Consider the following 517-nt stretch of genomic DNA (forward strand, 5'->3'; position numbering starts at 1 on the left):
CGCCGCCAGCCGTCTACAGCGAGCTTCAGAGCCTGTTGCGCCGCCGAGCCGTGATGGTGGCTTCGCGGACCAGCATGTTGCAGAGCTGGACCAACGAGAAATCGATGCGAAAGGCATTCGACGGTGTTCTCAAAGAGATGGCCAAGGTGGATCTGCTCCTGCGCAAGAGGATCAAAGATCTGCTGCGCGAGGCTGATTTACTTGAGCAAGTCGAACGCTGTCAGGCGATTGAAGGTATCGGTTTTCTGACCGCTACTGCGCTGGTGATGAACTTCATCCGAGGCGACTTCAGGAACAGCGACGCGTTTATCGCCTTCCTGGGTATGGACTTGAAAGTGTCGGACTCCGGCCAGCATGCAGGTCGTCGCCGCCTGACCAAAAGAGGCTGTTCGGAAACACGTCGGCTACTGCATAACGCCTCGATGTCGGCCAGCCGCACAGCAGCCTGGAAAGGCAATTATGAGCACAGCCGGAACAGGGGCAAGGCGACCACCGAAGCGTTGGTGATCCTGGCCCG

The 517-nt window shown here is 58.4% G+C and carries 1 protein-coding gene; it reads left to right on the forward strand.

Annotated features, from left to right (window positions below):
• On the forward strand, positions 1 to 517 hold a 517-nt coding region (locus NPS47_RS25375), incomplete at both ends, for a transposase (protein WP_274297445.1).

Origin of the sequence: Pseudomonas putida (genome assembly GCF_028682475.1) — a bacterium.
GTDB classification, from domain to species: domain Bacteria; phylum Pseudomonadota; class Gammaproteobacteria; order Pseudomonadales; family Pseudomonadaceae; genus Aquipseudomonas; species Aquipseudomonas putida_AG.